Annotated in this window: 20 protein-coding genes; 11 read left to right on the forward strand and 9 right to left on the reverse strand. The window is 72.3% G+C overall.

The annotated features are described in order from the left end of the window. Positions 1-32 precede the first annotated feature (32 nt). A complete protein-coding gene (locus AB0D53_RS25745; protein ID WP_362450522.1) occupies positions 33-1,262 on the forward strand; it encodes a cytochrome P450 in 1,230 nt (409 codons plus the stop codon). Positions 1,263-1,307: 45 nt separating this feature from the next. Here AB0D53_RS25745 and AB0D53_RS25750 read toward each other — a convergent pair whose 3' ends face one another. The 3 genes from AB0D53_RS25750 to AB0D53_RS25760 all read right to left on the reverse strand — a co-directional run bounded on the left by AB0D53_RS25750 (position 1,308) and on the right by AB0D53_RS25760 (position 4,269). After that, positions 1,308-1,637 (reverse strand): hypothetical protein, encoded by a 330-nt coding sequence (locus AB0D53_RS25750; protein ID WP_362450525.1) that lies wholly within the window; start codon positions 1,635-1,637, stop codon positions 1,308-1,310. Between the two features lie 68 nt (positions 1,638-1,705). Beyond that, a complete protein-coding gene (locus AB0D53_RS25755; protein WP_362450527.1) occupies positions 1,706-3,340 on the reverse strand; it encodes an ABC transporter permease in 1,635 nt (544 codons plus the stop codon). Next, entirely contained in the window at positions 3,337-4,269 is a 933-nt protein-coding gene (locus AB0D53_RS25760) for an ABC transporter ATP-binding protein (protein WP_362450529.1), read from the reverse strand. The genes AB0D53_RS25755 and AB0D53_RS25760 overlap by 4 nt, the downstream gene beginning before the upstream one ends. Before the next feature lie 218 nt (positions 4,270-4,487). Between AB0D53_RS25760 and AB0D53_RS25765 the strand changes: the two genes are divergently transcribed. Next, complete coding sequence (locus AB0D53_RS25765) at positions 4,488-4,934, forward strand: MarR family transcriptional regulator (protein ID WP_362450608.1); 447 nt, start codon at positions 4,488-4,490, stop codon at positions 4,932-4,934. Positions 4,935-5,211: 277 nt separating this feature from the next. Here the strand turns inward: AB0D53_RS25765 and AB0D53_RS25770 are convergent, their stop codons facing one another. Both AB0D53_RS25770 and AB0D53_RS25775 read right to left on the reverse strand, forming a co-directional pair. Further along, the gene (locus AB0D53_RS25770; RefSeq protein WP_362450531.1) at positions 5,212-7,149 is read right to left on the reverse strand and encodes a hypothetical protein; all 1,938 of its coding nucleotides are present in this window, start codon (positions 7,147-7,149) and stop codon (positions 5,212-5,214) included. 28 nt (positions 7,150-7,177) lie between these two features. Next, positions 7,178-8,035, reverse strand: coding sequence for a diacylglycerol kinase (locus AB0D53_RS25775; protein ID WP_362450534.1), 858 nt, complete (start codon positions 8,033-8,035; stop codon positions 7,178-7,180). 186 nt (positions 8,036-8,221) lie between these two features. Here AB0D53_RS25775 and AB0D53_RS25780 point away from each other — a divergent pair, with 186 nt between their 5' ends. The 3 genes from AB0D53_RS25780 to AB0D53_RS25790 all read left to right on the forward strand — a co-directional run bounded on the left by AB0D53_RS25780 (position 8,222) and on the right by AB0D53_RS25790 (position 11,816). Further along, positions 8,222-9,505 (forward strand): adenylosuccinate synthase, encoded by a 1,284-nt coding sequence (locus tag AB0D53_RS25780; protein ID WP_329197109.1) that lies wholly within the window; start codon positions 8,222-8,224, stop codon positions 9,503-9,505. A 238-nt stretch (positions 9,506-9,743) separates the two neighbouring features. Then, a complete protein-coding gene (locus tag AB0D53_RS25785; RefSeq protein WP_362450611.1) occupies positions 9,744-10,622 on the forward strand; it encodes a glycoside hydrolase family 19 protein in 879 nt (292 codons plus the stop codon). Positions 10,623-10,928: 306 nt separating this feature from the next. After that, a complete protein-coding gene (locus AB0D53_RS25790) occupies positions 10,929-11,816 on the forward strand; it encodes a glycoside hydrolase family 19 protein (protein WP_362450538.1) in 888 nt (295 codons plus the stop codon). A gap of 86 nt (positions 11,817-11,902) precedes the next feature. On the opposite strand, the gene AB0D53_RS25795 is transcribed toward AB0D53_RS25790, so the two are convergent. After that, entirely contained in the window at positions 11,903-13,381 is a 1,479-nt protein-coding gene (locus AB0D53_RS25795; RefSeq protein ID WP_362450613.1) for a helix-turn-helix domain-containing protein, read from the reverse strand. Between the two features lie 337 nt (positions 13,382-13,718). On the opposite strand from AB0D53_RS25795, the gene dnaN reads away from it, so the two are divergent. The 3 genes from dnaN (at position 13,719) to AB0D53_RS25810 (ending at position 16,773) form a co-directional block, all read left to right on the forward strand. Next, positions 13,719-14,852, forward strand: a complete 1,134-nt coding sequence (gene dnaN, locus AB0D53_RS25800; protein WP_362450541.1) for a DNA polymerase III subunit beta — start codon at positions 13,719-13,721, stop codon at positions 14,850-14,852. 7 nt (positions 14,853-14,859) lie between these two features. Next, positions 14,860-15,690: an aminoglycoside phosphotransferase family protein gene (locus AB0D53_RS25805; RefSeq protein ID WP_362450544.1), complete on the forward strand. Its 831-nt coding sequence runs from the start codon at positions 14,860-14,862 to the stop codon at positions 15,688-15,690. 150 nt (positions 15,691-15,840) lie between these two features. Next, complete coding sequence (locus AB0D53_RS25810; protein WP_362450547.1) at positions 15,841-16,773, forward strand: CPBP family intramembrane glutamic endopeptidase; 933 nt, start codon at positions 15,841-15,843, stop codon at positions 16,771-16,773. A 114-nt stretch (positions 16,774-16,887) separates the two neighbouring features. Here the strand turns inward: AB0D53_RS25810 and AB0D53_RS25815 are convergent, their stop codons facing one another. Both AB0D53_RS25815 and AB0D53_RS25820 read right to left on the reverse strand, forming a co-directional pair. Continuing rightward, on the reverse strand, positions 16,888-18,876 hold the full coding sequence (locus tag AB0D53_RS25815) for an Ig-like domain repeat protein (protein ID WP_362450550.1): 1,989 nt from the start codon (positions 18,874-18,876) through the stop codon (positions 16,888-16,890). Positions 18,877-19,345: 469 nt separating this feature from the next. Beyond that, positions 19,346-21,217, reverse strand: a complete 1,872-nt coding sequence (locus AB0D53_RS25820; RefSeq protein ID WP_362450552.1) for a serine/threonine-protein kinase — start codon at positions 21,215-21,217, stop codon at positions 19,346-19,348. Positions 21,218-21,453: 236 nt separating this feature from the next. Between AB0D53_RS25820 and AB0D53_RS25825 the strand changes: the two genes are divergently transcribed. The 3 genes from AB0D53_RS25825 (at position 21,454) to AB0D53_RS25835 (ending at position 24,513) form a co-directional block, all read left to right on the forward strand. Further along, a complete protein-coding gene (locus AB0D53_RS25825) occupies positions 21,454-22,818 on the forward strand; it encodes an aspartate aminotransferase family protein (protein WP_329820303.1) in 1,365 nt (454 codons plus the stop codon). Between the two features lie 164 nt (positions 22,819-22,982). After that, positions 22,983-23,738, forward strand: coding sequence for a GntR family transcriptional regulator (locus AB0D53_RS25830; protein WP_362450554.1), 756 nt, complete (start codon positions 22,983-22,985; stop codon positions 23,736-23,738). Positions 23,739-23,862: 124 nt separating this feature from the next. Continuing rightward, positions 23,863-24,513 (forward strand): hypothetical protein, encoded by a 651-nt coding sequence (locus AB0D53_RS25835; protein WP_362450616.1) that lies wholly within the window; start codon positions 23,863-23,865, stop codon positions 24,511-24,513. Between the two features lie 106 nt (positions 24,514-24,619). Here AB0D53_RS25835 and AB0D53_RS25840 read toward each other — a convergent pair whose 3' ends face one another. Further along, entirely contained in the window at positions 24,620-25,381 is a 762-nt protein-coding gene (locus AB0D53_RS25840) for an SLATT domain-containing protein (RefSeq protein WP_362450556.1), read from the reverse strand. Positions 25,382-25,625: the final 244 nt, after the last annotated feature.

Raw genomic sequence — 25,625 nt, forward strand, 5'->3', positions numbered from 1 at the left:
CGGTGGCGGTGGGGTGCGGTTAGCGTCCGCCCATGCACCCGTCTCACCGTTCCGCGGCCGATGCCCGCTTCGACCCCTGGTCCCCGGCCTTCGTCGCCGACCCGTACCCCGCCTACGCCGCGCTGCGCGCCACCGGCCGGGTGCACCGTTTCGAGCCGACCGACCAGTGGCTCGTCCCGCACCACGCCGATGTGTCCGCCCTGCTGCGCGACCGCCGCCTGGGCCGCACGTATCTGCACCGCTTCACCCACGAGGAGTTCGGCCGGACACTGCCGCCCGCCGGGCACGAGCCCTTCCACACCCTCAACGGGCAGGGGCTCCTCGACCTGGAGGCCCCCGACCACACCCGGATCCGGCGCCTGGTCTCCAAGGCGTTCACCCCGCGTACGGTCGAGCAGCTCGTCCCGACCGTGCGGCGGCTGGCCGCCGAACTGGTCGACTCCTTCGTCGAGGCGGGCGGCGGCGATCTGCTCACGGCGGTCGCCGAGCCGCTGCCGGTGGCCGTCATCGCCGAGATGCTCGGCATCCCGGAGTCCGACCGGGCCCCGCTGCGGCCCTGGTCCGCGGCGATCTGCGGAATGTTCGAACTGAACCCGTCCGAGGAGACCGCCCGCGCCGCCGTCCGCGCCTCGCTCGACTTCTCCGCCTATCTGCGCGAGCTGATCGAGGAGCGGCGCGAGAACCCCGGTCCGGATCTGATCTCCGCGCTCATCGCCGCCCACGACGAGGGGGAGCGGCTGAGCGAGCAGGAGATGATCTCCACCTGTGTGCTGCTGCTGAACGCCGGCCACGAGGCGACCGTCAACACCACCGTGAACGGCTGGTGGACCCTGCTGCGCCACCCCGGGCAACTGGCCGCGCTGCGCGCCGACCACGGGCTGCTGCCGACGGCGATCGAGGAGCTGATGCGGTACGACACCCCGTTGCAGATGTTCGAGCGCTGGGTCCTGGACGACATCGAGATCGACGGGACGGTCATTCCGCGCGGCTCGGAGGTGGCGCTGCTCTTCGGCTCCGCCAACCGCGACCCCGCCCGCTTCACCGCCCCGGACACGCTGGACCTGGCACGGCGGGACAACCCGCACATCACCTTCGGGGCGGGCATCCACTTCTGCCTGGGCGCCCCGCTGGCCCGGGTCGAACTGGCCGCGTCCTTCGGCGAACTGCTGCGCCGCGCCCCGGGCATGCGGCTGTCGGCCGAACCGGAGTGGAACCCGGGCTATGTGATCAGGGGGCTGAAGGAACTGCGCGTGGAGCTGTGACGGGCCGCGGGCCGGGGCCCGCCGGGCGCCCGGCCGCCCCGCGGCTCAGCATCCCGGTCCGCAGGCCAGGGGCGGGCCCTCCAGTACGTCGAAGGCCACCCCGAAGCCGGTGATCGCGGCGAGCACCGCCGCCGCCCCGAGCGCCCGCCGCCACTTCCGCCCCGCGAGGGCGACGAGGGTGAGCCCAGCCGTGATACCGCCGAGTGTCATGACCGGCAGCCCGAGCCAGAGCACGTTCCACTCCGTCGCGCCCTCGAAGCCGCTCACGAGGCCGTGCCTGCCGTACGGCGCCCAGGCGAGCATTCCGGCGGCCCCGCCCGCGGCGACGACCAGGCATCCGACGACCCCGCGGACGGCTTCGCTTCGGTTCTCCATGAACGGAGTGACGCGGGGGCACCGCTGCGGGGTTGCACCCGCCGGGGCTCCCTGCCCCCGCGCCACCGTCAGGTCAGGACATCGCGTCTGCGCAGTGCCCCCACCCCGGCCCCGGTCAGCACCGCCGCGACGGCGGTGAGCGTGAGCACCGGGCCCCATTCCATTCCCGTGCCGCCCGGCAGCTTCGGCAGGTGCGTGAACGGCGATACGTCCATCACCGCCTGCGGCATGTCGACGGCGGGCCCGATCCACCCCAGGGCCAGACAGACCCCGGCGACGCCCCAGGCCGCCACCGCCGCCCTCGGGAACGCCCCGTACAGCAGGACCGTCACCCCGCCCAGCAGCCAGATCGCGGGCAGCTGCGCCAGCGACGCCCCCAGCACGGCCGGGAGCTCGTGGCCGTACCCGACGGCCAGGCCGAGGCCGCCGGCCGTCATGAGCAGGGCCGCGCCGCCGAACGCGATGACCAGATGACCGGCCGCCCACCCGGTCCGGCTCACCGCGCCCGCCAGCACCGGCTCGGCGCGGCCGGCGGTCTCCTCGCCGTGCAGCCGCAGCACCGACGCGACGATGTACAGCGCCGCGACCATCCCGAGGACGGAGACCATCGCGGCGAGGAACGCGTCGGTCAGGCCCGCCTGACCGCCCATCCGCTCGAAGATCTCCCTGGTCTTCGCGTTGTCACCGACGAGATCGGCCGCCCCGCCGGTCAGCCCGCCGAAGGCGACACCGACCACGGCGAAGGAGAGCGTCCACCCGGTCAGCGCACCGCGCTGGAGCCGCAGCGCGAGACCGAAGGCTGTGGCGATCCGCCCCTGCGCGGGCCCCGGTCTGGTGGCCAGGAAGCTCATGCCGACATCGCGCCGACCGGCCAGGCCGTACGCGAGGACGGCCTGGACCGCCACGGCCGCCGCGAGGACGAGCAGCACCCACCAGCGCTCGTCCGCATACGCCCGGACGTTCTCCGCCCAGCCGATGGGGGAGAGCCAGGTCAGCACGGACGAGCCGTCGTCCGCCGCCGAGTCGCCCGCCGCCTTCAGGACGAACGCGGCACCGATCACCGCCGCCGTCAGTCCCTTGGCGAGACGGGCGCTCTCGGTGAACTGCGCGGCGATCGCGGCCGTGCAGGCGAACAGCACACCCGTCCCGGCGACCGCCAGGGCGAGGGCCACCGCCCCGGCGCCGCCCGCGCCGGCCCCCGCCAGGCCCGCCGCGACCACCAGCGCCAGGGCCGCGTTCGCGATCACCGCGGTGAGGAGCGCGGCGGTCAGCGGGGCGCGGCGCCCCACCATCGCGGCGGAGAGCATCTCCTGACGGCCGGTCTCCTCTTCCTCCCGGGTGTGCCGGACGACGACGATCAGGCTCATCACGGCCGCCAGCACCGCTCCGAAGGCGGCCATCCGCCAGCTCACGAGCCCGCCGACCGAGTCGTCGAAGACCGGTCCGTACATCGCCCGGAGCGAGCTGTTGCCGTTCATCGACGCGGCGAGCCCGGCACGCTGGGCGGCGGTGTCGTAGAGCGAGGCGATGGAGCTGCCGACGGAGGAGAAGGAGCCGCCGAGGGCGAGCACCCAGATCGGCAGCATGACCCGGTCGCGCCGCAGTGCGAGCCGCAGCAGCGTCCATGTCCCGGCGAGCTGCCCGGTCGCGGCCCGGGGCCGGTGCCGGGTGCCGGCCGGGGCGGTCGTGGTCACGGCGGTCATCGCGCTGTCACCTCCGCGTCCTCGCCGCTCCCGGGGGCATCCGCCGCGGCGGTCGCGTAGTGGCGCAGGAAGAGCTCCTCCAGCGTGGGCGGGGTGCTGGTCAGCGTCCGTACGCCCGAGGCGGTGAGCGACCTGAGCACGGCGTCCAGCTTGTCCGTGTCGACCTGGAGCGTGACGCGCAGGCCCTGGACGTCGAGGTCGTGGACGCCGGGCAGACGGGCGAGCCCGTCGGGCGGTCCTGCCAGCTCGGCGCTGATGTTCGTACGCGTCAGATGGCGCATGTCGGCCAGCGAACCGGTCTCCACCGTCCGCCCCTGGCGGATGATGCTGACCCGGTCGCAGAGCGTTTCGACCTCGCTGAGGATGTGGCTGGAGAGCAGGACCGTCCGCCCGCGCGCACGCTCCTCGGCGACGCAGTCCTGGAAGACCTCCTCCATCAACGGGTCGAGCCCGCTGGTGGGTTCGTCCAGGATCAGCAGATCCACATCGGAGGCGAAGGCGGCGACGAGGGCGACCTTCTGGCGGTTGCCCTTGGAGTACGTACGCCCCTTCTTCGTGGGGTCGAGCTCGAACCGGTCGACGAGGTCGGCGCGCCGGGCCCGGTCGAGGCCGCCGCGCAGGCTCCCGTACAGGTCGATCACCTCGCCGCCGGAGAGGTTGCGCCACAGCGTGACGTCACCCGGCACGTAGGCGACCTTGCGGTGGAGCTCCACCGCGTCGCGCCACGGGTCGCGGCCGAGCAGCTGGGCGGCGCCGGAGTCGGCCCGCAGCAGGCCCAGCAGCACCCGGATGGTGGTGGACTTCCCGGAGCCGTTGGGCCCGAGGAAGCCGTGGACCTCGCCGGCCTCGACGGTGAGGTCGAGCCCGTCCAGCGCGTGTGTCCGACCGAACGACTTGTGCAGTCCGGCCACCGTGATTGCCTTCGTCATGTTTCTGAACGTACGCTACTTTCACAAAGTTGTGAAGTTAAGGAAGCGTATAAAGTTGACGTTACGGCGGGGGCCGGGAAAACAGGGGAGACGATCGGGCGATGACCAGCGAAACCGGGACCGAGGCCGGGACCGAGAGCGGCGAGACCGGACAGGGCGCGGGCTCCGGGCGCGACGCGGAGGCGGTGTCGCGGTTCGTGGAGCGGTTCGCGTCCGAGATGACCGAAGCGGGGATGCAGCGGATGGCGTCGCGGGTCTTCGCCGCGCTCCTCGCGGACGACGACGGCTCCATGACCTCCGCCGAGCTCGCCATGGCGCTGCAGATCAGCCCGGCGGCCGTGTCCGGCGCGGTCAATTACCTCACGCAGGTCAGCATGGTCGGCCGCGAGCGCGAGCCGGGCTCGCGCCGCGACCGCTACCGCCTGCTCGACGAGGTCTGGTTCACCACCTTCGCCAGCCGCGACCGGGTGCTCACCCGGTGGGAGAACACCCTCAAGGAAGGCGTCCGCATCCTGGGCGAGGACACCCCGGCCGGCGCCCGGATCGCCGAGACGGTGGCGTTCTTCGAGTTCCTGCAGGCGGAGCTGGTCGGGATGATGGACCGCTGGCACGAGCACCGCAAGACGCTCGACTTCCCGGCCCGCGAAGGGCGCGCGGACGCCTGACGGGCCGCGCGGACGCGTGACGGGCCGCGCGCATGCCTGACGGGCCGCGCGGACGCGTGACGGGCCGCGCGGACGCGTGACGGGCCGCGCGCATGCCTGACGGGCCGCGCGGACGCGTGACGGGCCGCGCGCATGCCTGACGGGCCGCGCGGACGCGTGACGGGCCGCGCGCACGCGTGACGGGCCGCGCGCACGCGTGACGGGCCGCGCGGGGCCGGCCCGGGCTTGTCGCATCGGGCCGGCCCGTCACGCCGATGTGTCGCACGGGGCCGATGTGTCACATCGGGCCGGGGAGCATCTCCGCCACGGCGCCGAGGGCCTCGGGGTCGGACGGATCGATGCCGCGGTACGGGTCCTGCGGCCAGTACGGCCGCCCCTCGATCCAGGCGACGACCACCGGCTCCTCGTCGTCCGGCCACCCGCGCAGCTCGGCGGTCCCGGTGGGCGCGGGCAGCCCCGCCCAGGGGCACTTGTCCGGCCCCGGCGGCAGGAGCCGCAGCAGCCCCTCCGGCAGCGCGTCACCGCCATCGGCGGTCGGGAAGAGCACGAGCAGGGGCCCGGCATCCGCGTCGTTCCTGTCGAACAGCAGGGCATATCGCCGCGTCCGGGGCTCCGGGGCATCGGCGGCACGGGCCATCCGGCGCACCAGCGGGATGCCCGAGCGGAACGTCCGCCAGGCGTAATAGCACCCCATGATCCCGCTGAGCACCGCGCTCGCCCTCGGCGCCCCCGGGACCGAGTCGGCACCCAGGGCCCAGCACAGCACGGCGATGACGACCGTGTACCCGAGCAGCCCCGAGGTCCGTGCGATCCCGGCGACCCACCGGAGCGTCGGCACCCGCCACCAGGTCACCGGCCGCCCCGCCCGTACATCGCCCGTGCCCCGAGGCTTCGCCGTGTCCGGGCCCCGCAGCCGGGCCTGCAGTTCCGCCGTGGTGGCCAGCGCGGCGTAGGCGACGGACGAGGCCCCAGTGGCCTCCGCGCCGAACGGTCCGTCCGATCCGGCGTCCGATCCGGCGTCCGGCCCGGCGTCCGGGCCGGTACCGGCCCCCCGCAGGCCGGCCGACGCGTACAGCGCCGCATCCTGCTCCTCGCGCCGCCGCCGGGCCGAGACCACCAGCCTGGCCACGCCGCCGACGGACCCGACCGCGGTGAGCGCCAGCCCGCCGAGCCCGGCGGTGTCCGTCGCGGTGACGGCCGAGGTGCCGCGCAGTTCGCTGTCGTACAGATCGCCCTTGAACGGCCCGTACGAGACGACGAAGCCGGTCTCCCAGCCGTCGAGCGGGCCGCCCAGCTCCTGGCAGTGGAACGGCCCCGTGCGTGTCTGCCCCTCGAACGGATCGGTCCACCGCACCAGGCAGCGGTCGTCATCGCTCCGACCGGTCACCGTCAGGTCGACCTGAGGGTCGTCCTCGGACGCCACCGACCAGCTGGTCGCGAGCGCCATCAGGAGGCAGCCGACGAGGACCGCCCAGCGGAACGTCCCGCGCCACCAGGGCCGCCGCCCCCGCACCGCCGTCTCCAGGGCCGTCGCCGGGGCCGCCGTCGCTCGGGCAGGCCCGTCGGCCGCGCCGCCGGGGGCGCCCTGCGGCTGTCGCGGGGCCGGGCGGGTACGGAGGCCGCCGACCTGCGGAAGAGCCGTGATCGAGCGGGCGCGACGGCCCCGTACCGGCCCGGCCCAGATCAGTTCCGTGCCGCCCGGCGGCGCCAGCACACCCCCTGTACGGGCGTCGCCGCACCACCACAGCACCCCGGCGGGGCGGTTCAGCAGCGGGAAGCGTGACGGGGTGGTGTACGGCCTCAGCGGCAGCAGCTCTCCTGCCCCGGGGCCGCCCAGCACCACGGCCGCCCCGTTCATCCCGCGCTGCAGGGCGACCGAGGAACGGGCCGCCCACGGCCGCGCCCCCAGCACCCGGCGCATCCGCCGTGCCCGGGACCGTACCGCGCCCCCGGCCAGCAGCGAGGCCGCACCCGCTCCGGCCACCAAGGGCAGCGTGGACCGGAAGAACCCGCCGACGAACACCGCGTGGGGCACCCACAGCAGCACTCCCACCACCCCGGCCCCGGCCCAGCGCCGGGCCGAGGCCCGGTACCGCTCCAGCGCGTCCGCCGTCCCCGGCAGCTCCAGCGCGACCCGCGCCACCCGAACGGCCGCTCCCGCCTCCCCGCACCCGTCCGGGCCCGGTCCGTCCCCGTTCCCCGGGAGGTCCGACATCCTTCTCACCCCACCCCTCGGCCGGAGGCTATTCCTCGCCCGCCGGCAGCATCAGTCCCCAGGCCCCCGCCCGCACCGTCCAGGTCCGCGTCCGCACCGGGCCGCCGACCTGTATGTCCGCCCGGTAGCGGAAGTCCGCGCCCGAGACCGTGACGGCCTTCGCCTCCGCCGTCACCGGATCGGCCGACGGCGGGCGGATCACCACCTCCGCGAGGCCCCCGTCGCCGCCCTGCGCGGTCACGGTCACCGATTCGACCGGGCGGTCCAGATCGTTCAGCAGGACACCGTCCGCCTCGACCCGCAGGCGGTGCGTCGGCAACGGGGCGGCAGGCGTCGCAGGGGTGGGGCGCACCAGGGTGCGGACCAGGTTGCGGCAGCTGTCCCAGACCGCGGTGACCCCCGTGTGCCCGGGCGCCGCGCCCGGCAGCGTGCTCGGGGCCGGGATGCGCAGCGCGCCCAGGACCACGCCGTCGCTGTCGTCGACCAGCAGGTCTAGCCTGTGCGCGGCACCGTCCAGCGCGGTGCGCGCAGCGGCCACCGCACCCATCGGCACGCCGAGCGACTGCGCGAGTTCCAGCGCGGCCGCGGTGCCGACCGGGATCAGTGAGAGCGCTCCCCCGGCGGGCTCGCGCTCCCGGTGCAGCTGGGCCACCGCCCGCCGCAGTGCGCGGTCGTCGCCGACCACCACCGGCCGCCGACTGCCCCGGCGGGCCAGGGCCCGGGCGAATTCCTCGGGCCCGTCGGGCAGGCAGATCTTGGCGTGCGAACCGGCGCTCAGCACGTCCTTCGCGATACGCACGGACTCGCCGTCGGTCCGGCGGGCGACCGGGTCGATGACCACCAGCAGCTGGTGCGCACCGTCGCCGGGGGGCTGGGCAGCCGACACCTCGGTCCTTCCTCGGGTAGCATCTTGGTGCAAGAGCCCCTTGCGCTATTGCGCCAGGGGCTTCGTCTATTCCGGGGCACCCGGTTCGACGGTTCAGGCCTTGTCGTACATCGTCGTACGGCATGTACGACGTTTACGTACGCCCCCTGACCTTGGACATGCCCCGCCCGGAAGGGGTGTACGCCTGTGCCCGCACTTGTGCTGCTCGGTGCTCAGTGGGGTGACGAGGGCAAGGGAAAGGCCACCGACCTCCTCGGTGGATCCGTGGACTATGTGGTGCGTTACCAAGGCGGCAACAACGCCGGCCATACGGTGGTCGTCGGTGACCAGAAGTACGCACTGCATCTCCTCCCCTCCGGAATCCTTTCGCCGGGGTGTACCCCGGTCATCGGAAACGGTGTCGTCGTCGACCCGGCCGTCCTGCTCTCCGAGCTGAGTGGGCTGAACGACCGCGGCGTGGACACGTCCAAGCTGCTGATCAGCGGCAATGCCCATTTGATCACCCCGTACAACGTCACGATCGACAAGGTGACGGAACGGTTCCTCGGGAAGCGCAAGATCGGCACGACCGGTCGCGGCATCGGCCCGACGTACGCCGACAAGATCAACCGGGTGGGCATCCGCGTCCAGGACCTCTACGACGAGTCGATCCTGGAGCAGAAGGTCGACGCGGCCCTGGAGCAGAAGAACCAGCTCCTCGCCAAGGTCTTCAACCGGCGCGCGATCGAGTCCGGCAGGATCGTCGAGGAGATGCTCCAGTACGCGGAGCAGATCAAGCCCTACGTCGCCGACACGACACTGATCCTGAACGACGCCATCGACGCGGGCAAGGTCGTCCTCTTCGAGGGCGGTCAGGGCACGCTGCTCGACGTCGACCACGGCACGTATCCCTTCGTCACCTCGTCGAACCCGACCGCGGGCGGCGCCTGCACCGGTGCCGGCGTGGGCCCGACGAAGATCAGCAGGGTCATCGGCATCCTCAAGGCGTACACCACCCGCGTCGGCGCCGGCCCGTTCCCGACGGAGCTGCTCGACGAGGACGGCGAGGCGCTGCGCCGGATCGGTGGCGAGCGCGGTGTCACCACCGGCCGCGACCGTCGCTGCGGCTGGTTCGACGCGGTCATCGCGCGGTACGCGACCCGGGTCAACGGCCTCACCGACTTCTTCCTCACCAAGCTGGACGTGCTGACCGGCTGGGAGCAGATCCCGGTGTGCGTGGCGTACGAGATCGACGGCAAGCGCGTCGAGGAACTCCCGTACAGCCAGACCGACTTCCATCACGCGAAGCCGGTCTACGAGATGCTGCCCGGCTGGTCCGAGGACATCACGAAGGCCAAGACCTTCGGCGACCTGCCGAAGAACGCGCAGGCGTACGTGAAGGCGCTGGAGGAGATGTCCGGCGCCCCGATCTCCGCGATCGGCGTCGGCCCCGGCCGCACCGAGACCATCGAGATCAACTCCTTCCTCTAGGAGCGGCGAACACCGAGGGGGCCGGGACGGCGAGTCCCGGCCCTCTCGGCGTCCCGGCCGCCGGTGCTCCGGTACCCCCGGCCGCCGGTGCTCCGCCCGCCCCGGCGGTCCGTTCTTCCGGAGCGCGCGGGTCAATGGTCCAGACCTTGACAGGTTCAGACCATTGGGTTTTGAGTGGCGGGACGTCCAGACGGCCCGCTGAGGTGTTCGGCGTGCCCTGTCGAAGGAGTGAGCAGCGCTGAAACGCATCAAGAGCCTTCTGATCGTGCTGAGTTCCGTCGTCGCGGCGGCCGCGTTCCTCCCCACCGCATCCGCATCCGCCGCCTCCGGCCCGGCCACGCGGTGTGCGCCCGTATGGAGTTCGTCGACCGCCTACACGCAGGGCGGTACGGCCTCGCACCACGGCCGCAACTGGACGGCCAAGTGGTGGACGCAGAACGAGAGTCCGGGCGCCACGACCGTCTGGGCCGACCAGGGGGCCTGTACCGGCGGGGTCTCGGACTTCGTCATCGGTGAGGCGCAGTTCGACGAGATCTTCCCGGACCGCAACCCCTTCTACACGTACCAGGGCCTGATCGACGCCCTGCACGCCTACCCGCGCTTCGCGAACACCGGCACGGCGACCACCCGGGCCCAGGAGGCCGCGGCGTTCCTGACCCACGCGGACTTCGAGTCGGTCGGTCTCCAGTACGTGAAGGAGATCAACGAGGACAACTACTGGCGCAAGTGCGACTACAGCCGGCCGTACGGCTGCCCGGCGGGGCAGAAGGCGTACTACGGCCGGGGCCCGATCATGTTCAGCTGGAACTTCAACTACAAGGCCGCGGGCGACGCGCTCGGCCTCGATCTGCTCAACGATCCCTGGCTGGTCGAGCGGGACCCGTCCGTGGCCTGGCAGACGGCCCTTTGGTACTGGAACACCCAGAACGGTCCCGGCACCATGACCTCGCACGAGGCGATGGTCGGCGGTGCGGGATTCGGCGAGACGATCCGGTCGCTCAACGGCGCCCTGGAGTGCGACGGCGGGAATCCCGCCTCGGTCGCGGCCCGGGTCGCCACGTACGAACGGATCACCGGCATCCTCGGCACGGCGCCGGGCTCCCGGCTGGGCTGCTGACGGTTCGCCGCCGGGCCGGCCGGGTCCGGCGTTCCGCATGCTGGACGGGCCCGGAGGTTTTTTACCTTCGGGCCCGTCCGCGCTGCGGGGCATGATCCGGATGAACTCCTTCCGGAATCACTCCTGTTGAGGGCCGGGGTGGTGGTGCGAACGAGCCGCCGGCGGGCCCCTGGGTGCTCCGCCGGGAAGGGTTTCCGCTGTTGGTCCAGACCTTGACAGGTCCAGACCAGCAACGCTTGAGTGGCCGTCACCCCCCCATGGCGGTGCACCGCCCGGCTCGTTGCGCCGCACCGAAGGAGTGATCGCATGATCAGACGCATCATGGGCCTGCTGGCCGCGCTGGGCGCGGTCGTCGCAATGGTCGTCGTTCTCCCCGCCACCACCGCCGCGGCGGCCGACTGCGCGGCGCCCTGGAACTCCTCGTCCGTCTACACCGGCGGCGGAACGGCCTCCTACAACGGGCACAACTGGACCGCCAAGTGGTGGACCCAGAACGAGACCCCCGGCAGCTCCGACGTCTGGGCGGACCAGGGCAGTTGCGGCGGTGGCGGTGGTACGGACCCGGGCAACCCGTCCGGCTTCGTCGTCAGCGAGGCGCAGTTCAACCAGATGTTCCCGAACCGGAATCCGTTCTACACGTACAGCGGGTTGACCGCGGCCCTGAGCGCCTACCCGGGCTTCGCCAACACCGGGAGCGACACCGTCAAGCGCCAGGAGGCGGCGGCGTTCCTCGCCAACGTCAGCCACGAGACGGGCGGTCTGGTGTACGTGGTCGAGCAGAACACCTCCAACTACCCGCACTACTGCGACAGCAGCCAGCCCTACGGCTGCCCGGCCGGCCAGGCCGCCTACTACGGCCGCGGGCCGATCCAGCTCAGCTGGAACTTCAACTACAAGGCCGCCGGTGATGCCCTCGGCATCGATCTGCTGGGCAATCCGTACCTGGTCGAGCAGAACGCCTCGGTCGCCTGGAAGACCGGCCTCTGGTACTGGAACACCCAGAACGGACCCGGCACCATGACCGCCCACAACGCCATGGTGAACGGCGCGGGATTCGGCGAGACGATCCGCTCCATCAACGGTTCCCTGGAGTGCAACGGCGGCAACCCCGCCCAGGTCCAGAGCCGTATCGACCGCTACCAGGCGTTCGTGGCGATCCTCGGCACCACGCCCGGCTCCAATCTGGGCTGCTGACCCGCATTCCGCGGGTCCGCGGTTGTGGACCCCCCCCACCCGACGGGGGCGTGCCCGGCTCCGGCCGGACGCGCCCCCTCTTCGGTTCAGCGGGCGGTGCCGGCTCCCGCGACGTCCAGGGACCGGAACGCGAGCCACAGGTCGTAACGGGCGCTGGGCGTCCGGAGCAGTGAGCGGCCGAGCGCCGATTCGAGCCGGGTGAGACGCTTGCGCACCCCCGGCACCGAAATGCCCAGGGACTCTGCCGTCGGGGCGAGCTGGGCCTCGCAGTGCAGCCAGGCGCGGAGGGTCTCCTGCGGGTCGGCGGCGCTCCTGGGGGTGTCGGGTCCGGTGAGCGGGCGCAGTTGCTGGACCGCCCATTCCCGCACGGCCGGGACGCCCAGGATGTCGTCCAGGCCCAGGGGCGGCCGGTCCGCCCGCTCGTCCCGGCGGGCCTTTCCCGGGCCGGTGGGGGTGGCGCGGATGCGCAGGGCGAGGTCGAGGGCGGCCTGGTCGCCGACCCGGTTCAGGTCGAGGCCGAGCAGTTCGCCGATCAGCCGGAGCCGGGCGGCCAGGGTGTTCCGGTGGATCTTCAGATGCTGGGTCGCGTGCGAGGAGAACGCGAGCCAGGAGGCGAGCGTCGCCGCGAGTTCCTGGCTGCCCGGGTCCTGGCTGCGCCGGGGCAGGTACGTGAGCAACGGGTGCAGCAGCTCGTCCGCCCACCGCGCGCCGGCCGCCCCGGCGACCACGGCCGGGTCCGGTGCCGAGCCGAAGCAGGAATGCCGGTCGGGCAGTCCCCGGGCCACGGCCAGCGCGTGGAACGCCTGGCGGTAGCCGGTCGCCGTGTCGGGCAGCGGCAGGTCCTCGCTCACCCCCACGACGCACTCGGTCACCACCTCGGCGACCCGGAGGCCGAGCCGCTGTTCGGCCAGGTCCGCGTCCGCCGGCACGACGAGGATGAGATGGCGCGCGTAGACCGGGCAGCGGACGATCCAGGACCGCCCGCCGGAAAGGTCCGTGCAGATCCGGGTCACCTCGTCGCGGCGGCCGGCCGGGCACTCCACGACGTACACCCGCACGGGGTCGGGCAGCGTGGGCCGCAGGGCGCCCGCCACCTGGTGCGCGATCGACAGCTGACCCGTCATCAGCAGGTGCAGCACCGCCTCCCGGCTGCGGGACTCCGCGAGGACGACGCGGCGCCGCCTGCGCTCCACGGCCTCCGCGGCCCAGCACATGGCGAGCGGCATCGCCACGTCGGAGAGCAGGATGACCAGCCCGTCCGGCAGCGGGCGCGGCGCGACCACGGCGAGGATCGGAGCGGCGGCGTCCGGCGCGCCGTCCAGCGGGAAGAGCAGCGCGGTGTGCGGGCCCCGGTCGAAGGCGAAGGAGCGGGCTTCGAGCCCCGACAGGGTCTTCGCGTACTCACCCGCCAGCGCGGCCGCCTCCACGCCCGTACGGTCCGGGCCGCGGGTCACGCCGTGCAGCACGGTGCCGTCCCCGTCGAGGAGCCCGGCCCAGCCCGCCGCCCGGCCGGACACCCAGTGCAGAAGCTCCCGCGACCCGCCGGACCGGGCCAGCCGGTACATCCGCAGTACGTCATCGGCCCGTTCCCGCGCGTGCACAGATCCTCCACTCCTGCCCAAAAACCGGAATGAAGGGTACCGGTTTGATTGTGCGGACTGATACCTTCCGCCGCCCACACCGTGCGAATTGAAGCTTTCGAGTACCTACCCGAGGACCTAGAGTCCGAACACGGTTGCGGCACCCTCGGGGGAGGGGCAGGGGGGCGACAGCAGCGGCTCACGGGGGTGGCCGCTGTCGCGTCGGCCGCAACCGTTCTTCTTCTTCCGTTGTCAGTGGCGGCCCCTAGTGTCGGCGCGGGATCACGACCGTGATCGGAGCCGACCGGGAGAGGCCGCCGCCATGGAATTCCGTATCGAGCGCAGCACGCTGACCGACGCCGTGGCCTGGGCCGCCCGGGTGCTGCCCACCCGCTCGCCCGTTCCGGTGCTGGGCGGGCTGCTGCTGGAGGCGGCCGACGGCCGGCTGCGCATCTCGGGGCTGGACTACGAGGCGTCCGCCCGCATCGAGGTGGAGGCGGAGACCGTACGGGCCGGGAGAGTGCTGGTCATGGGCCGTCGGCTGCTCGATGTCTGCCGGGTGCTGCCCGAGAAGGTGGTGCAGTGCGCGGTCGAGGGCTCACGGTTCTCGCTGGCGAGCGACGGAGCCCGGTTCGGCCTCTCGGTCCTGCCGTTCGACGACTACCCGGTGCTGCCGTCGCTGCCGGAGGTGCTCGGTGAGGTGGACGCGGAGGAGTTCGCGGCCGCCGTGGCCCATGTGGCGGTGGCGGCGGGCCGGGACGACTCGCTGCCGGTGCTGACCGGCATCCGGCTGGCGCTGGACGGCGACACGATGACGCTCGCCGCCACGGACCGATACCGGTTCGCGGTGCGCACCCTCGCCTGGAAGCCCGGTGCGGACGGTGCCCCGGCGGGTGTGCCGGCCGATGTCGTGGTCTCCGCCCGCAGGCTCACCGAGATCGCCCGCTCCTTCGGCCGGGGCGGCATGGTCCGGCTCGCGCTGGACGCCGGCTCGGCCGGTTTCGAACTGGCCGGGATGCGTACGACGGTGCGTCTGCTCGACGGCCGGCTGCCGCGTCACGACAAGCTGTTCACGATGACCGGCGCGGTCACGGCGCGGACGGACCGGGCGCCCCTGGTCGAGGCCGTCAAGCGGGTCGCCGTGGTCGCGGAGGGCGGCAGCCCGCTCCATCTCACGTTCGCCGAAGGCTCGGTGCTGCTCCAGGCGGGCTACGAGGACGACGTGGCCTCCCAGCGCCTGCCCGCCGCCCTGGAGGACGCCGACGAACTGACGGTCGCCTTCAACCCCGCGTATCTGATGGACGCTCTGGGCTCGTTCGACACCCCCGTGATCAGGTTCGAGCTGATGGGCCCCGGGCAGCGCGCGATGGTCACCGGCCTGACGCCCGGCGAGGACCCGGAGGCCTTCCGCCCCGCCCACCGGCACCTGCTGATGTCGGCCAAGCCGCTGGTCTAGAGGGCGCATGAACTCCGCGCTGTGGAGCACCCATACGATCGAGATCCGCGACGACGTGGTGACGAAGCGGTACCGGAAGGGCGATGCCCGCGCCCAGCTCGACCGTGAGTGGCGGGCCCTGACCCTGTTGGACGCCCATGCACCGGGACTCGCCCCCGCACCGATCGCCGTCGATCGTGACGCCGCCACGCCGACGGTGGTGATGTCGCGCGTGCCGGGGGTCCCGTTGCGGGGGTCACCGGTGGACGCGGAGAGAACGGCGGCGCTCGCCGCGACGCTCGACGCGCTGTACCGGGCGGTCCCGTACGACCGTCTTGCCCGGGTACCGATGCGCCCGGACCACCAGGCCGGGCTGGTCGCGCGGCTGCGCACCTGGCACGGTCGGGGTCCCGGACCGACTGCCGCAGCCGTGGTGCGGGCGGCGCTGCGCGAGGGCATCGCCTGGCTGGACAGGTCGGGCCTCGCCGCCGGGCCGGACGCCCCCGGCGCACCGGTCTTCGGCCCCGGTGACGGGAACCTCGCCAACTACCTCTGGGACGAGGAGACTTCACGTGTCGGAGTGGTCGACTTCGAGGACTCCGGCCGCAGCGACCGCGCCTTCGAGCTCGCGGAGATCACCGAGCATGTCGCCGGCTGGGTCGACGGAGGTTTCGACGCCACGGCCTTCCTCGACTGTTTCGAGCTGACCGCCGAGGAGCGCGTCCGGCTGCGGGAGTGCCGTCGTCTGCTCGCCCTGACCTGGCTGTTCATTCTCGCGTTCGAAGACCCCGCACATCGCAGGAACCCGCCCGGTACGGCTGAGCGGCAGGCGGGCCGACTGCGTGAACTGCTCGGCTGAGGCGAACACCCCTGCCGCGACCTGCACTTACTCGCCCGAGCGACGAGAGAGGTGGAGAGAGATCCCCCGCGGACAGTGGAGTCGGCTCCCCTGTCGATACACGACCCAGCTGGATTCCTCGGCGTCGCGCCGATCCGTAGGTTCCACATCATGAAGCTTTCCACCAGGCAGATACCGCTCGCCAACCGGCGACGTGGTCTGTTCATCTTCCTCGGCGTCGCCTACATCGGCATGTGGGCGGCCATGTCACCACTCCTGGCCTCCGGTTACCAGCGCGGCAGCGCACGCGAGGAGACAGGCACGCTGCAGGAGGTGTGCATCTCGGCCGCGATGCTGGCGCCCGCCCTCGCCGCGATCCTCGTCGTCCGCTTTGTCGAGCGCAGCGGCCGGGTGCGGGACACGCTCGCCCTGCGATGGCCGAAGCCCTGGGGGCGTGCCGTCCGGACGTGCCTGTTGGCCTTGCTCGTCCCCGCCGGGCTCACCACGGCCGCTCTTGTCATCAGCACCCTCGCCGGCCACTACCCGTTCGGTGGAGTGCACTGGAACGGGCTCGGCTCGTGGGCGACCGCAGCGGTGCTGGGCATGCTGGTGTCGCTCCCGCTCTTCTTCGGCGAGGAACTGGGCTGGCAGGGCTACCTCTTTCCGCGCCTCGCGCAGGACGGTGACCGCCGGAGCCTGATACGGGCGTACGCGATCACGGGCTCGGCCTTCGCCCTGTGGCACCTGCCCACGCTCCTGATGGGCGGCCAGTACCCGGGCCGGCCCTGGTACGTGTCGGTGCCCGGCATGCTGGTGAGCTGCATCCTCATCCTGCCGGTCTTCACCTGGCTGCGGCTGCGCTCCGGCTCGGTCGTACCGGCCGTCCTCGGCCATGCCTTCGTGAGTTCGGTGAGCGTCGACATGGTCGTGGAGTTCGCCGATCCCGATGCAGCACTGGACCCCATGCACATGAGCATGGTCGGATGGCCCGGCTGGATCGCCACAGGCGCGTTCGTCGCCTTCCTGGCGCTGACCGGCCGGCTCCGGCCGTCCTTCTACGAGGCCCGGACCACCCCCGACCCCGCACCGGCCCGCACACGGTAAGTACGTGTCCGACGGGGCCGGCCACGGGTGCGGGGCCGGGCGGTCCGCCCGGCCCCGCACTCCTGCCGTCCGCGTGCGGCCCTGCCCTCCGCGGGGCCGGCCACCGCTGTCCGGCTACTTCGTGAAGATGAAGTACTGCCAGGCGCCGTGCGTGGTGGAGTTCACCGAGTCGCCCGAGGTGCCGTTGACGTACGAGGCACGGACGCGCATCCGGTAGCCCGTGTCATGGGTGCCCTTCAGCGTCACGAGGGACTTCCCGTCGGTGCCGAGCTTGAAGTACTGCGAGCCCGCGTCGTACCACTTGCCCTGGTAGTACAGCTCCAGGGACAGCTTGTGCGAGCGGTTCTTGTAGTACGTCATCGTCGTCGTGAAGACCGGGTCGGTCTTCTTGTGGAAGTACCGGTACGACGTCTTGCCGATCTTCGCCGTCCTGTACTGCTTCGAGATGGAGGTCGAGACCTTCACCTTGGCGAACGCGGTCGACGTGACCTTCTTCGGGGCGTACCGGCCGTCGCCCTTGAAGACCGCGGTGACGGTGGTGTCCCGGGTCATGTCCACCGTGGTCGACAGGTCGCCCTTGGAGTTGACCTTGCCGGTCCTCACCAGCTTGTTGGGCTTGTCCGACCCGAACGGGTCCACCCACAGCTCGACGGTGCGGTTCTTGTACGTCTTGCCGAGGTGCGCGGTGAACGACACATCGGCACCGTAGGAGTACAGCGCCTTGTTGTGGTTCAGGGTCAGCGAGGTGGCCGTCCGGGAAACGGCGACCGTGTCGGAGCCGGAGGCCGCCGAGTGGGTCGCGTCGCCCGCGTACGACACCTTGTAGGTGACCTGGCCGCCCGCGGCCGGGGTGTCGGTGAAGGAGAAGCTGCCGTCCGGCTTGAGCGTCACCGGGGGCAGCGCCTTGCCCTTGGGCGACTCGATGTCGGTGCGCGTGACCGTGGCCTTCGAACCCGCCGGGAAGGAGCCCGCGGACTTCACCCGCCCGGTGACGGTCAGCTTCTTGTCGAGCGCGGACTTCTCCGGAGCGCTCACCGTGACGGTGCTCGGGGACTTCACGGCGTCGGTGAGCACCCGCAGCGAACGGACGCCCGCGCTGTTCTCGGTGACCGCGAAGAGCCGGCTGGTGTCCGGTGCCCAGGCCAGCCCGGCCGGCACCAGGAGGTCCGATCCACTGCTGGTCCCGGTGTTGGGGAAGTCGTACGTCCGGATCGGTGTGGTGGTGTCCTGCTTGTAGACGTACACATCCGGCTCGTACGAGCCGTCGATGCCCGCGGCGACCGTGCCGTCCGGCGCGATGTCGACGGCGTTGGGGTACGCGTCGGAGGGGTACGAGGTGCCGGTGGTGAGGTCGGACGTCCGGTACGCCTGGTGGCGGTACGGGGCCCCACTGGCCACCACGACCTGCGAGCCGTCCGGGGTCAGCGCCAGGTCACGCAGGTTGCTGCCGTCGGTGCGGATCTGCGCGGTGCGCGTGGCCGTCCCCGAGGCGACGTCGTACACGGCCAGCTGGACGGGGCTCTGCCCCTCGATCCCGGCGGCCAGCGTGCCCGGGGCGCCCGGCGTGGACGCCAGGGTCGGGGCCGAGTACCAGGTGCGGTCCGGCTCCTGGTCCAGGGTGACGACCGGTTCGGCACCGGACAGGTCGATCGACCCGATGTTGCCCTCGGTCGCCGCCCCGTAGCCGAACCAGAGCTTGCCGCCCGCCAGCGCCGGGTGGGCGGGCTTCGTGTTCGCGCCGGTCGCGTAACGTGCGGACTCCACGAGAGCAGCGGTGTCGATCGCCGCGATGGCGTCGGCGTCGCGCACCCCCGCGTACAACGTGCCGGAGTCGGCGGAGAGTTCGAGGCCGGTCACGCCGGGCAGCGACGGGATGGTCCCGACGACGTTGCCGCTGTAGTCGGTGGCGAGGACCTTGCCACTGGTCGGGTCACTGATGAAGACCCGCTGGTGCACGCCGTCCGCGACGACGTCGCCGACGGAAGCGGCGGGAAGAACCCTGCTGGAGTCGGCAGCGGCCGGATTCGCCGCCCCGCCGACCAGAACCACTGAGCTGAAGAGGACTGCGAGCGAGGTCGCGGTCGAGATTCTGCGCGTACGCAAAATGATTTACCCCCACGGTAAGAGAGGGCCGCATGGCGCCCGGAGACGAGTCAGGGGTGCGGCCCAGGAACGCAGGGTATGCCATGGCGTCCACAAGTCGTACACATTTGTGGGGCCGGGCGGCTCCGGCCTCGCGGATGGTCGGTTCGCCCAGGTGGGGAACGTCGACCGGGCATCGGGGGCGAGGGCGGAGGCGGGGCCTTCGGGAACCCTGGAGCCCTGGATGTGGACGGAGTGAGGACGGGCGGCGACTCCGATGCACTCGCCGCCGCGGCGGGAATCGAACCACCGCAGGACGTCGCTCCTTGCGCTGCTCCTGCCGCCAACTGCACGCTGAGGTAAGGCGATTCACGAGGGCCCGGAGCCCGTGACCGGATCTCCGCACGGCGCCGGGCGCGTGTACTCACCTTCCCGAGGCGCTGATCGGCGGACTTCCGCCCTGCGTCTCCAGGTGTGAACACCCTTCTTGCTACTGGTCCTTGGTGTAAGTGAGCTTGTCGCCGCTGTCGTTGTTCTCACGGCTCAGCGTGCCGTCCGGGAGGAGGGTGAGCGTGGTGGCGCCGCCCGGGGTGCAGGACGTCATGGGCTCGCCCACCGTGACCGTGGAGGGGCCGATCTCGACCGGGCCGCCCTGGGAGGGATCCGAGGACAGGCTCGCCCGGAAGACGCAGTGGTAGGAGCCGCCGGTGTCGAGCGGGCCGTCCGCGGTGAGGGTGAGGACGCTCTGGCCGACCGGGCCCTGCCGGATGACGAGCTTCCGGGTCGAGTGACCGGCCGCGTTGTCGACGGAACCGGACCAGGTGCCGATGTAGCCGGAGGGGATGGGGCCGTCGCCGTTCTTCTGGTCGGCGGTCGGGGAGGGGTCCGGTGACGACGGGTCGCCGCCCGATGCGCCCGATGCGCCCGAGGCGGGCGGGGAGACGGTGGGGCCCGGTTTGGGGGCCGGGGCCCTGCCGTTCATGAGCGCATAGACGGAGCCGCCCGCGCCGATGGCCACGAGCACGGCGACGGCGATGAGCGCGATGGTCGAACCCCTGCCCCGGCGGGCGGGTTTGGGCTCGGGCTGCGGGGCGGTGGGGAAGGTGGGGCCGTACGGGGGCGTGGGGCCGAACCCGGGCTGCTGGTAGGGCTGTTGATGCTGCGGCGGATACCCGTACCCGGCCTGGTTCTGCGGGGAGCCGAATCCCTGCCCGGCCAGCGGCGGATAGCCGTAGGCGGGGGCCCCGTGCGGCGCCGGTGCGGCGGCCTGGGTCGGGGTCGGGGTGACGGCCGCCGGGGACGGCGGGTGCAGGAGGTAGTCCGCGGGAGGCGTGGACGGGGGCGTGGGGGTGGGCGGCGGGGACGTGTGGGTGGGCGTCGGGGGTGTCGGGTCCGGCGCGGGGGCCGGCTCGTCCGCCGTCACCTCCTCCGGATCCTCCGAGTCGAGCAACTCAACAGCATGGCGGCCCAGTTGGGCTATCAACGCGCCCGGGAGCCAGGGTTCCACCATGTCGTCGCCGGTCAGGCGCTCCAGGATCGCGTCCGTCGTCGGCCGGGCGGCCGGGTCCTTGTGCAGGCAGTCCCGGACCAGTTCGACGAGGTCCACGGGGACGCCGGTCAGGTCCGGGTCCTCCTTCGCTATCCGGAACATCTGCGCGGCCGCACCGCTGTCGGACGCCCCGAACGGAAGCCGGCCGGTCGAGGCGTACGCCAGTACCGAGCCGAGACAGAACACGTCGCACGCCGGGGTCACCCGCTCGCCCCGCACCTGCTCGGGCGCCATGAATCCGGGCGATCCGACCAGGACCCCGGTGCGGGTGACGCTGCCCCCGGTGACGGTGTCGAGTGCCCGGGCTATGCCGAAGTCGATGACGCGCGGCCCGTCGATCGTCAGCAGGATGTTGGAGGGCTTGAGGTCGCGGTGAATGATCCCGGCGGTGTGGATGGCCTGGAGGGCGCGGGTGAGACCGACCCCCAGGATGTGGACCGAACGTTCCGGCAGGGGGCCGTACGCACCGGGGGCCGCTCCCTCGGGGGTGCGCGGGCGGCCGGTGACGGTGGCGTGCAGCGAGGGGCCGGCGACGTATCCCGTGGCGACCCAGGGCACGGCGGCCTCGGTGTCGGCGTCCAGCACCGGGGCGGTCCAGGTGGAACCGACCTGGCGGGCGGCCCGCACCTCGTGGCGGAACCGGTCGCGGAACTCCTGCTGCTCGGCGAGTTCGCCACGGACCAGCTTGATCGCGACGGTGCGGCCGCGGTCGGACCGGGCCAGATAGACCTGGCCCATACCGCCCGCGCCGAGCCGCCCCAGCAGCCGGTACGCGCCGATGGCGCGCGGATCCTGTGGCGTCAGGCTCTGCATGGCGCTGACACGTCCTTCCCCCGGGATTCAACTGACCGTGCCTGGCGTGGCTCGCTCGATCATAGGGATCCACGCCGCGCACGGCCGGGCCGGTTGCGGCTTCGGGAGGATTGAGGGGTTCCGGAGGCGTGGGCCCGGCCCGTACGCCGACGACCCGACACCCTGCCCACCAGAGCGCGCCACGCCATACAAGGTGGCCATGTCGGACCGCTCCGGGCGCCGCCTACGCTCGCCGCATGACCCCTCATGCCCCTCATGTCGACCCCGCCGCCGGTGCGGCCGTGAAGGCCGCCGACCGCGCGCACGTGTTCCACTCCTGGTCCGCCCAGGGTCTGATCGACCCGCTCGCCGTCGCCGGCGCCGAGGGGGCGTACTTCTGGGACTACGACGGCAACCGCTACCTGGACTTCACCAGCGGCCTCGTCTACACCAACATCGGCTACCAGCACCCCGTCGTCGTCGCCGCGATCCAGGAGCAGGCGGGCAAGCTCGCCACCTTCGCCCCCGCGTTCGCGATCGAGGCGCGCTCCGAGGCCGCACGCCTCATCGCCGAGCGCACCCCCGGCGACCTGGACAAGATCTTCTTCACCAACGGCGGGGCCGAGGCCGTCGAGAACGCCGTCCGGATGGCCCGGCTGCACACCGGCCGTTCGAAGGTGCTCTCCGCCTACCGCTCGTACCACGGCGCCACCTCCACCGCGATCAACCTGACCGGTGACCCGCGCCGCTGGCCGTCCGACAACGGCTCGGCGGGCGTCGTCCGCTTCTGGGCGCCGTTCCTCTACCGCTCGCCGTTCCACGCCGAGACCGAGGCCGAGGAGTGCGCCCGCGCGCTCCAGCACCTGGAGGACACCCTCGCCTTCGAGGGTCCCGGCAACATCGCCGCGATCATCCTGGAGACCATCCCCGGCACCGCGGGCATCATGACGCCGCCGCCCGGCTACCTCGCGGGCGTCCGCGAGATCTGCGACCGGTACGGCATCGTCTTCATCCTCGACGAGGTCATGGCCGGCTTCGGCCGCACCGGCAAGTGGTTCGCCGCCGACCACTTCGACGTGGTGCCGGACCTGATGACCTTCGCCAAGGGCGTCAACTCCGGTTACGTACCGCTCGGCGGTGTCGCGATCTCCGCCGAGATCGCCGCGACCTTCGAGACCCGCGCGTACCCGGGCGGACTGACCTACTCCGGTCACCCGCTGGCCTGCGCGGCGGCCGTCGCCACCATTCACGTGATGGAGGACGAGAAGGTCGTCGAGCACGCCGCCCACATCGGCGAGACGGTCCTCGGCCCGGGCCTGCGCGAACTCGCCGAGCGCCACCCGTCGGTCGGCGAGGTCCGCGGCCTCGGCGCGTTCTGGGCGCTGGACCTGGTCCGCAACAAGGAGACCCGCGAGCCGCTGGTCCCGTACAACGCGACGGGCGAGGCCAACGCGCCGATGGCGGCCTTCGGCGCCGCGGCCAAGAAGAACGGTCTGTGGCCCTTCATCAACATGAACCGCACGCACGCCGTTCCGGCCTGCAACGTCACCGAGGCCGAGGCGAAGGAGGGCCTCGCGGCCCTCGACGCGGCGCTGTCGGTCGCGGACGAGCACACCGTGTGATCCGGGCCCGCGTGCCCCGGACCCGCACGGTCCGGGGCCGCGCGGGTCCGGCAGCACAGTCGGTGGTGCTGCCCGAAAGTGCGACGCGCCCCTCCCCTGCCCGGATCCGGGCACAGCGGCCCTGGCTTAAGGTGACCGCAGGCAAGAAAATGGGGAGGGGCGCCATGTGCGCGAGCGGAGCTGTGACCCGCAGTACGCTGCGGCAGCAGATCGCGGACGCGCTGCGTGACGAGGTGCTCGCCGGGCGTCTGCAGCCGGGGCGGGAGTTCACGGTCAAGCAGATCGCCGAGCAGTACGGCGTATCGGCGACACCGGTGCGCGAGGCGCTCTTCGACCTCTCCGCGCAGGGGCTGCTGGAATCGGACCAGCACCGGGGCTTCCGGGTAAGGGAGTTCACCGTCGCCGACTACCGCTCCCTGGTCGAGGCACGCTCCCTGGTCATCGACGGGGTCGTCCGCGGCATCTTCTTCGGCGCCGGGCTCTCGACCGTGCAGTCCGGGGGGTACCGGGACTGCCTGGTCTCCGTACGCCGCAGGGCCCAGGAGGCCGCACGCGCGGCGCGGGGCGGCGACCTCGACATCCTCATCGGCTACGACCTGCGGTTCTGGCGCGAACTGGGCACGCTCGTGGGCAACACGTACATCAACGACTTCCTGCATCGACTGCGCGTCCAGGCCTGGGTGTTCGCGGTGCCGTACCTGCGTCATGAACCGGCCGCCCGGGACTGGCTCTGGCACGGCCACGAGGACCTCGTCGCGGCGATCACACTCGGCGAACACGACGCGGTGCGCGCGGTGCTGGACGACTACAGGACCCACGCGCTGAACTGGGCGGACCGGCTCGCGGCCGGTGAGCTCGGGCATCCGCGCCGCGACGGCCGCCCGGCCGGACAGGCCCCGGACCCCGGGGCGCCGCGGTAGCAGCCCCCGCTCCGCCCCGCCGGGGTCCGGGCCGCCGACGGCCACTGTGCGCAACGCGCCCACCGCATTACGCTGTCCCGACCATCCTGAACATCCGATGCGCACCGTGGGAGAGCGAGACTTCGTGGCCTGTGACCTGTGGCTGGTCCCCCTCGTCGATGTGCTGTGCCACAGCCCCGACAACCCGTTCGCCGAAGAGATAGCCGTCTACGACAGGGCGTTGGGCGAGGCCGGACTGCCGCCCGTCCCCGTGTACACCTACATGCCGGGGCTGACGGGCGACGTCGCACCGGTCGCGGGCTTCGACTACGACGCCCTGCACTTCCTGCGCCGCGCCTTCCTGCTCCAGCTCAGCGGCCTCGCCGTCACGCCGGTCGGCGAACTGGGCGGGGACTACGAGCAGTTGCTGGAGATGTTCGAGGCGACGGCCCGTCAGTCCCATCTGGTCTGGCACTACGACCACGCCGGGGCGTACGTCCCGCTGGACTTCGCCGCCCCGCTCTCCGCCGACGACCTGCTGGAGGGCGGTGGTCCGCTCGGCTCCTCGCACGGACTGCTCCGCGAACTGCAGTACGTCGCCCCGTCCATCGGCATCGACCCGGCGAACCCGCCGGCCGCCCCGCTGCCGCCCGCCGCACCGACCTCCCTGGAGGAACCGGCGGCCCCGATCCCCTACGACAACAGCCCGTTCGCCCGCGAGCGGCACGTCTGGCTGGGGCTGCACGCGGCGGCCACTCGCAGCCTCGCCCAGGGCTCGATGATCATCTTCAGCTAGGGTCGTTCGTTCGGATCGAGCCGGGCCCCGCGAGCCCGGCGTGATCCGAACGAGAGGCCCCGTGATCCGAACGAGAGGCCCCAGGGCCTGTGCGGCGCCCGCGAGGTCACCGAGGGGACTCCGGAGGGCGCTGGCGCGGCATGTTCGGCCGGGTCATCGTCTGCAGCGGGAACCGTCCCGACAGCACCCCGTGGTCCGTACGCCCACCGTTGCCGCCGTTCGACGACAGCGTCTGCATCCCCATCGGCGCGGGGCCGGCCCGGAACTCCACCATCCAGTCCGCGGTCTCGGTGCGCACCAGCTCCGTGATGTCCTCCGAGAACCGCCGCAGCACGCCCAGGCACCGCTCGGCCGCCTCGCTGGCCGTCCCCTCGGTCGGGCCGAGCACCTCCCGTACGCACTCCGAGGCCCAGTCGAACTGGAGCACCTGGAGGCGCCGCTGCACGGCCTGGGCGGTGGCGAGGTTCCTTATCCAGCCGGAGGTGAGGCCGAAGTACCGGTCGCAGGCCATGCTCGCGGCACCCAGCAGCAGCGACAGATAGCCCCAGCCCGCCGCCCCGTGCAGCGCCCCGGTCAGGTCGAGCAGCGGCAGCGCGGTGCCCGCGACCGCCCCGAACGCGGTGCCGATCCGCAGCGCCCTGGCCCCGCGCCGTTTCCCCACCCGGTCGCTCAGATACCAGTCGGCGGTGCGCAGCGCGTCGGTCTCGACCCAGCGGTACAGCTCGTCGAGGCGGTCGGCGGGTTCGCCCCAGTCGCCGAGCGGGAACGGGGTACCGGTCAGATCCCGGCCCCGTGCGCGGGAGTCCGAGCCGGCCGGGCCGGGCTCGTTGCGGGGCGGCCCTTCGGGCTGCATCTCCGGCTGACTCACCGGGTACTCCTCTGCATTCTGCGTAGCGACGCCTGATGTGGCGATGTGTTTCGAGGCGGCGGGGTGCTCACTGCTCTCCGGCGTGGCCGACAGTCCCGCAGAGGTAACTTTGCGTGACGGACGGTGGGCCTGGGTGTCCTGATGTGCATGCCCTTCCTACCGCCGAATGGTGGGCCATGGGGCAGAAAACGCGGTATTCCCGGGTGTGCGGAGCCTGTGATCAGGTATAGGAGCCCGGCAAGGG

The organism is Streptomyces sp. NPDC048295 (assembly GCF_040652135.1).
In the GTDB taxonomy this organism is placed as follows: domain Bacteria; phylum Actinomycetota; class Actinomycetes; order Streptomycetales; family Streptomycetaceae; genus Streptomyces.

Bases quoted from the DNA above. Each gene is read 5' to 3' on its own strand.
- AB0D53_RS25750 (WP_362450525.1), bottom strand. From the start codon at position 1,637: ATGGAGAACCGAAGCGAAGCCGTCCGCGGGGTCGTCGGATGCCTGGTC.
- AB0D53_RS25825 (WP_329820303.1), top strand. From the start codon at position 21,454: ATGACCCCTCATGCCCCTCATGTCGACCCCGCCGCCGGTGCGGCCGTG.
- AB0D53_RS25770 (WP_362450531.1), bottom strand. From the start codon at position 7,149: ATGTCGGACCTCCCGGGGAACGGGGACGGACCGGGCCCGGACGGGTGC.
- AB0D53_RS25830 (WP_362450554.1), top strand. From the start codon at position 22,983: ATGTGCGCGAGCGGAGCTGTGACCCGCAGTACGCTGCGGCAGCAGATC.
- AB0D53_RS25790 (WP_362450538.1), top strand. From the start codon at position 10,929: ATGATCAGACGCATCATGGGCCTGCTGGCCGCGCTGGGCGCGGTCGTC.
- AB0D53_RS25765 (WP_362450608.1), top strand. From the start codon at position 4,488: ATGACCGAAGCGGGGATGCAGCGGATGGCGTCGCGGGTCTTCGCCGCG.
- AB0D53_RS25760 (WP_362450529.1), bottom strand. From the start codon at position 4,269: ATGACGAAGGCAATCACGGTGGCCGGACTGCACAAGTCGTTCGGTCGG.
- AB0D53_RS25805 (WP_362450544.1), top strand. From the start codon at position 14,860: ATGAACTCCGCGCTGTGGAGCACCCATACGATCGAGATCCGCGACGAC.
- AB0D53_RS25810 (WP_362450547.1), top strand. From the start codon at position 15,841: ATGAAGCTTTCCACCAGGCAGATACCGCTCGCCAACCGGCGACGTGGT.
- AB0D53_RS25820 (WP_362450552.1), bottom strand. From the start codon at position 21,217: ATGCAGAGCCTGACGCCACAGGATCCGCGCGCCATCGGCGCGTACCGG.
- dnaN (WP_362450541.1), top strand. From the start codon at position 13,719: ATGGAATTCCGTATCGAGCGCAGCACGCTGACCGACGCCGTGGCCTGG.
- AB0D53_RS25755 (WP_362450527.1), bottom strand. From the start codon at position 3,340: ATGACCGCCGTGACCACGACCGCCCCGGCCGGCACCCGGCACCGGCCC.
- AB0D53_RS25795 (WP_362450613.1), bottom strand. From the start codon at position 13,381: ATGTACCGGCTGGCCCGGTCCGGCGGGTCGCGGGAGCTTCTGCACTGG.
- AB0D53_RS25745 (WP_362450522.1), top strand. From the start codon at position 33: ATGCACCCGTCTCACCGTTCCGCGGCCGATGCCCGCTTCGACCCCTGG.